Source organism: Thiohalocapsa sp. (genome assembly GCF_019695415.1).
Classification (GTDB): Bacteria; Pseudomonadota; Gammaproteobacteria; order Chromatiales; family Chromatiaceae; genus Thiohalocapsa.
The window spans coordinates 1-6943 of the sequence record NZ_JAIFKJ010000546.1 but is presented as its reverse complement, the minus strand read 5'-3'; the positions used below and the strand labels follow the sequence as shown (position 1 = coordinate 6943).

Below are 6943 nucleotides of genomic sequence, written 5' to 3'. Positions count from 1 at the left end.
GGTGTACACGGTGGGGCTCGGGGGGGCAGCGCAGGGCGGGCAGTTGGTCACCTCCGCCCAGCCGTGGAAGCCCGCGAGGAACCCCGCCGGCGCGGCGGGCAGGATGAGCATCCCCAGCAGCGCCGTCGTCGCCAGCGTCACGTTGCAAGCCTTCATGCTTGATGCCTCCCGTCGCAGTTTGTAGCCCGGCCTGGGCTCGGCACGAGCCGCCCAGCGCACTTGACAGCACGCTACGCGATCTCTCGAGGAGGTCCCATCGGGAAACACCCCATTCTTTGGGGGAATTGGATCGGCCACCGGCCTGCGAGCGGCCTTGTCGTCGGCATGGCTCAAGGTCCGAACCAGCTGCACAGCACCAAGGTCCGTGTGTTGCCCCAAGCACGCGTGCCGCCGCCAACCGGCAATCTGCCTGACAACGCGCGGGGCATACGCCATGATGGCAAGCGGTCGCGGGTAGTACCGTTCCTTAAGCTCGCGATGCCCAGCCACCGGCCCTGCCGCCAGGAACTCCCGTGCCGAACAGCCGATGCCACCGCGCATGATCCGCTACTTCGCCCACCACCCCACTGCCGCGAACATGCTGATGGTGCTGTTCCTGGCGCTGGGGCTGGTGAGCCTGCCGCAGTTGAAGCGCGAGACCTTCCCCGACTTCGCGGCGTCCGAGGTGCAGGTGCAGGTGCCCTACCCCGGCGCCGCGGCGGAGGATGTCGAGAACGCCATCTGCCGGCCGCTGGAGGACGCCATCACCGGCATCGCGGACCTGCACGAGGTGCGCTGCGAGGCGCGCGAGGGTATGGCCACCGCGGTCGCTGAGATGGCCGAAGGCGCGGACTTTGCGCGCTTTCTGGATGACGTGAAGACCGAGGTGGACGGCATCGACCGCTTCCCTGAGGACATCGAGACCATCGTCATCACCCAGCTCGGGCGAATGGACCGGGTGGTGTCCATCGCCGTCACCGGCCCCATGGCGGACCGAGACCTGAAGGCCTACGCGGAGCAGATGAAGGACCGGCTGCGGACGCGGCCCGGGATCTCGCAGGTGACCGTGCAGGGCTTCGCCGACAGCCAGTTCCACATCGCCGTGCACCGGGCGACGCTGCTGGCCTATGGGCTGAGCGTGGATGACCTGATGCGGGCTGTGGCCGATCAGGGGCTGGACCTGCCCGCTGGCAGCATTGAGAACCGCGACCGGGAGATCCTGATTCGCTTCGACGACGAGCGCCAGAGCGTGCAGGCGCTGGAGGACCTTGTAGTGGTGGGCGCTGCCGCCGGCGGCGAAGTGCGCCTGGGCGAGCTGGCCCGGGTGACGGACCGCTTCGAGGACCCGGAAGTCCGCATCGAGTTCGACGGCCGCCGCGCCGCCGTGCTCCAGGTCACCAAGACCAAGCAGCAGGACACCCTGGACGTGATGGCCGAGGTCAATGCCTTCCTCGCCGAGGCGCGTGCCGTGGCGCCGCCTGGCGTGCGCTTTCAGCTGACCCAGAATTTGAGCTCCATCGTCGAGGACCGACTCACCATGCTGGCCACCAACGGCCTGCAAGGCTTGGTGCTGGTGTCCTTGGCCATGGCGCTGTTCTTTCGGCTGCGCTTCGCCTTCTGGGTGGCCATGGGGCTGCCGGTGGCCTTTCTGGGCGCGCTCTTCTTCATGGGCGTCTTGGGGCTGTCCATCAACATGATCAGCATGGTGGGGCTTCTGATCGCACTCGGCCTGCTGATGGACGACGCCATCGTCATTGCCGAGAACATTGCCACCAAGCTGGCCCAGGGCGAGAACGCAATGACCGCAGCAGTGGACGGCACCAAACAGGTGGCGCCGGGTGTCATCGCGTCTTTCCTCACCACGGTCGCCGTTTTCGGTCCGCTCGCGTTCCTATCCGGCGACATCGGCCAGGTGCTGAAGGTGCTGCCTGTCGTGCTGATCCTGGTGCTGGCGGTGAGCCTGGTGGAGGCATTTCTGATTCTGCCGCGGCACCTGGGCCACGCGCTCACCGGACACGAACGCGATACGCCGCCGCGCTGGCGCGTGCGCTTCGAGCAGGGTATTGACTGGGTCCGGGAACGCATGGTGGGCGGCGCGGTGGACGGCGCCATGGCCGGGCGCTACCTCTTTTTGGGCTGCGTGGTGGCTCTGCTCATCGTGACGCTCGCGTCGATGGCCGCCGGAGTGGTCAAGTTCCGCGCCTTTCCGGACATCGAAGGGGATGTCATGGAGGCCCGCATCCTGCTGCCCCAGGGCACGCCGCTCTCGCGCACCGAGGCCGTCGTGCAGCGGGTCACCACGGCGCTGCAACAAGTCGACGCGGAATTCACGGCCGAGCAGCCTGCAGGCCCGGGCGGAGCGCCCGAGCCCCTGGTGCAGCAAATCAGCGTCCACTACAACACCAACGCCGACGCCTTCGAATCCGGCCCGCACGTCGCCACCGTCAGCGCCGACCTGCTGACGGCGGAGCGCCGCGCCGGCAGCATGCAGGACTACATCAACCGCTGGCGTACGCTGACGGGCCCTGTGGCGGATGTCATCAGCCTGACCTTCACCGAGCCCACCATCGGCCCGGGCGGGCGAGACCTGGAGATCCGCCTGTTCGGCGATGACCTGGACCGGCTCAAGGCCGCGGCCGTGGCGCTCCAGGGCTGGCTCGCCAGCTACGCCGGCGTCCAGGACATGACTGATGATCTGCGCCCCGGCAAGCCGGAGGTGACGCTCAGGCTGAAGGACGGCGCCATGTCGCTGGGCGTGACGGCCGCCATGGTGGCGCGGCAGGTACGCGATGGCTTCCAGGGCGCCCAGGCCAGGGAGATCCAGGTAGGCCGGGAGTCTTACGAGATCGAGGTCGGCCTCGCCGACGCCGATCGCTTGAGCCTGCGGGACCTGCTCGATTTTCGGATTCAGTTGCCCTCCGGTGCCCAGGTGCCGGTCAGCGCCGTTGCAGACCTCACCGAGTCCCGCGGATATGCCCGAATCCAGCGCATCGATGGGCGGCGCACCATCACCGTCTACGGTCAGGTGGACGCGGAGACCGCCAACGCGGCGGAGATCGTCGCCGACACCCGGGAGCGCTTCATCCCTGAGCTCGCGCAGCGCTTCCCGGACGTCGATTTCGGCTTCGAGGGCCAGGCGCGGGAGGCCCGGGCGACAGGCGGCTCCATGCTGCGGGGCTTCGGGCTCGGGCTGCTCGGGGTCTTTCTGTTGCTGGCCTTCCAGTTCCGGTCCTGGCTGGAGCCCTTCGCCGTGATGGCCGCCATCCCGCTGGCGCTGGTCGGTGTGGTCGCCGGCCACCTGTTGATGGGCCTGGAGCTGTCCATGCCGAGCATCATGGGCTTCGTGTCCCTGTCCGGCATCGTCGTTAACGATTCCATCCTGTTGGTGGAGTTCCTGAAGATCCGCGTGCGCGAGGGCATGAGCGTACCCGAGGCCGCCCGCCGCGCCAGCCGTGAGCGCTTCCGGGCGGTGCTGCTGACATCGGTCACCACGATCGCTGGGCTGCTGCCACTGCTCGCTGAGCGCAGCCTCCAGGCGCAGGTGCTGATCCCGCTCGCCACCAGCATCGTCTTCGGCCTGCTCGCCTCGACGCTCTTGGTGCTGTTCGTGGTGCCCGCGCTGTTCGCCGTCTTCGACGACCTGGGCTGGACCTCGCGGGAGAAGATTCTGGCAGAGGAGCGGACGAGTACGCCCGCGCGACCGCCCGGTGATACCTCCGCGCCCTGAGCCTGCTTGCGGCAGGCAACCGGAGCGTGCTCGGCGGCCATGAGCCTGAGCCGTCAGGCCGCATCGGGGCTTTCGTGCTCCCGGCAGATACGGCTTGCGTCGACGGCTGACAGCGGCTCACCGGTGAGCTGGCAGCGGCTGCCGGCAGCGCTGCGCTCGTGGAACCGGCAACTGCCGCAGACCCCGAAGCTCCGGCGTCCGTGAGCAAGCTGCAACGCAAGGAGCAGCTCGGTCAGGGCCGTGTCCAATGCGGCGCGGCTGCCATCGTCCAAACCCGCCGCCGCCTGCTGCAACGTCTGCGTGTAGGCGGCCCGCCCCAAGAGGTCCAAGGCCGCGTCAGTGGGTGCGAGATGCACCACGCGGCGATCCCCGGCATCCGGTTGCTTGGACACCAGTCCCTTCGCCACCAACAGCTTCAGGCTCTGCGACACAGTGCCCTTGGTCTGGCCGAGGAACTCGGCCACAGCGAGAGGAGTGTCGGAGTAACGGTTGCAGGCGGCGAGATATCGCAGCGTCTGCCAGTGGATGGGCTGCAGCCCCGCCTGCGTCCCGGCGACGCGGGCCTCGCTGCGCAGCAGGTTGCAGAGGCGTTCCAGGGTGTCGTCGATGGGCATGGCGCCAGCTTAGTGTGCCGTTAGTTTCTTGTCGAAACTTTCTTGACGGGCAGCTCAGGGCCGTCTAGGCTCAGATTCCGTATCGACTCGATACTATATGAACAACAGCTGCCAATAGGAGACCACCGCCATGCATCGCAACTTGCTCATCGGCATCGGCGCTGCCCTCGCGCTGGGCGCGTTCGGCACAAACGCCGCCGAGCCGCCGGACTACCCAAAAGACTACCGCAACTGGACCCACGTCAAGTCCATGGTGATTCACCCGGGCCACCCTTTGGCGCAGCCGTTCCAAGGGATCCACCACGTCTATGCCAACGACGCCGCCCGCGCTGGGCTGGCCAGCGGCGACTACGCCGACGGCGCCATCTTCGTTTTCGATCAGCTGGCGTACAACACCGCCGACAACGCGTCCACCGAGGGCGAGCGCGTGCTGCTCGGCATCATGCTGAAGAACGCCGAGCGGTACGCCGACACCGGCGGCTGGGGTTTCGAGGCCTGGCAAGGCGACAGCCGAACCGCGCGCATGGTCAACGACGGCGGCGCCGGCTGCTACAGCTGCCACGAAGACGTGGCGGCGCGGGGTTACGTGTTTACGCAGTGGCGGGATTGAGGATCAGCACGTCCAAGTCTGGCCTCGCAGCCAGGGCCTTCATGTTGAGCCGCCTTGACGGGCGCGGGCGGCGAGCCGGGCGTGCAGGCTGCCGGGGTCAGCGGATGAGGAAACCGGTACTACGAACAGGGCCGAGCTATGGAACGCCGCGCCCGTTTGCCTGACCTAGGATGGCCCCACCGCCAACGGTCAGCCGGACCCTGGACGGGAGCCGGCCGAGCTAGCGACGCGGCCCCGCACAGGCAACGGCATTCGGATCCCGGCCGGTGCCGGTGGGACGGAAGCGGGCCGGAGCCAGGGCGTCGTAGTCGGGCTCGAAGCCGGCAGCGATGAGGGTCTCGCGCAGCGGGGATTCCAGCGCCGGCTCCCCGTCGATGTGCTGGATAAGCAGGCGCTTGCGCCCGGACGGGATCCTGTGCAGCGCGCCGGCCGCGAGGTCCAGCTCGCGGCCGGTGTCCGTGACACTCCCTGGAAAGCTCAGGAGCTGGCGGCCGTTGGCGGCCAGGTAAAGCACGGGCTTGCCCGCGACCAGGATGAGCCAGGCGCCGGTGCTGCGCTTGGGCGCCTGCTTGGCGACACCGGCCCCGCGTCCCGTGGGAGCGGCGTCCCCGCCACGATCAACCGCGCGCGTGCCGCCGGTGCCCGTGGGAGCGGCATCCTTGCCGCGACTGGCCTCTGTGGGAGCGGCATCCCTGCCGCGACTGGCCGCATCCACCACCGCAGTCTGCGGCCAGTCCAGCAAGGCACCAAAAGGATTGGCCGGATCGGCGGCTGGCAGGATGCGCACGTCGTCCTCGGTGTAGCCGTCCATAGGCGGCTCATCCTCGCGGGCAGCGCGCAGGCGCTCGACCGCGCCAGGCAGCGCGAACTGGGCACCGGATAGGCCCTCGACGAAGTGCCCGCGGCGCACCTGGCCGCCCTCCTCCAGCTCCTTCAGCACTTTATAGATGGGGCCGAAGCCGCCGGGGATATTCTCCGCAGCCACGGCCTCGCGGCTCACGATCCCGTAGCGCTCCAGCCGCAGGCGGGCCGTGAGCAGGATGCGCTCGGTGTCGGTGATCCCGTCATCGGCGCCGAGGTCCGCCACAAGCGACCAGCGACCGCCGGCGAAGCCGCCAGGCTGGCTGCCGGTCTGGCCGGCGCCACCGCCGCGGCCCAGGCTCCCGCGCAGGCCGGCACCAGCAACGCGCCGGCCACGCTGCCCGCCTGAGCGACCCGCAGCTTTACCCTTGCCGGCGGCGAGTGCCCGCAGCGGCGCGAAGGTGTCGTTGGTGACGAGCCCGTCCCAGACCAGGTCCCAGAGCGCGCTGTCGAACGCCTCCCGGCCGGCGGCGGCGCCGATGCCGACCCGCTCGATTACCGGCTCCGCTGCACCTTGCAGGTCCATCAGGAAGCAGGCGCCGCGGCGGTGGAGCTGATCCAAGAGTGCCCCGCGCAGTTGGTCCGCCAAGTCATCCGCCAGCGCCCTGGAGCCGAAGGCCACGGCATCGGAGCTTCCCCCTGAGGTCGATGGATCTGCGCGACAGGCCGTATCCCCATCACCGCGCCCCTCAGCCCTCACCCCTGCGCCCTTGCGCATCGTCCCTAGCCCCTCGCCCCTCGCTCCTCGTCCCTCGCCCCTAGCGCCTATCAAACCAACATTCTCCCGCCGATACACAGCAATCTTCCCATCCTTGGGCCCGGCAGCGCCCCGCCCCACCCAGACGATCTGCCCGGTGGCCGCGAGCATGTCGAGGTCTTCGGAGCGGTAGCCGGGCACGCGGGCCGGCAGCAGCACCCGATCGAGCTGGGCCCAGCTGACCGTGAGACCCTCAAGCTGCAGCAGGGCCTCCAGCCGGCGTTCGCGGCTGTCCCGCGCCTGGCGGCTGCCGGCCGCGCCGAGGCCGGGCCAAACCGGCAGACAGCGGCCGAGGGGCGCCCCGGCCCACGCGGCGCCCCCGCACCGGGGGCGGGCGGGGGCGCGGAGGGCGCGGCGCCGCCGCCCCCCCCCCGCACCCCACACACCCCGACACC

General features: G+C 69.3%; 3 protein-coding genes and 1 pseudogene. 2 read left to right on the top strand and 2 right to left on the bottom strand.

What is annotated here, in order from left to right; translation table 11 throughout:
• The first annotated feature begins 538 nt into the window (after positions 1-538).
• Positions 539-3706 carry an efflux RND transporter permease subunit gene (locus I6U14_RS15080; protein ID WP_296900342.1) on the top strand — a complete coding sequence of 1056 codons (3168 nt, stop codon included), beginning with the start codon at positions 539-541 and terminating at the stop codon, positions 3704-3706.
• Positions 3707-3759: 53 nt separating this feature from the next.
• Here I6U14_RS15080 and I6U14_RS15075 read toward each other — a convergent pair whose 3' ends face one another.
• Positions 3760-4320 (bottom strand): MarR family winged helix-turn-helix transcriptional regulator, encoded by a 561-nt coding sequence (locus I6U14_RS15075; protein WP_296900341.1) that lies wholly within the window; start codon positions 4318-4320, stop codon positions 3760-3762.
• A gap of 130 nt (positions 4321-4450) precedes the next feature.
• On the opposite strand from I6U14_RS15075, the gene I6U14_RS15070 reads away from it, so the two are divergent.
• A complete protein-coding gene (locus I6U14_RS15070; protein ID WP_296900340.1) occupies positions 4451-4930 on the top strand; it encodes a cytochrome P460 family protein in 480 nt (159 codons plus the stop codon).
• Positions 4931-5150: 220 nt separating this feature from the next.
• Here I6U14_RS15070 and I6U14_RS15065 read toward each other — a convergent pair.
• Positions 5151-6943 (bottom strand): annotated as a pseudogene (locus tag I6U14_RS15065) (hypothetical protein); the annotation flags it as partial.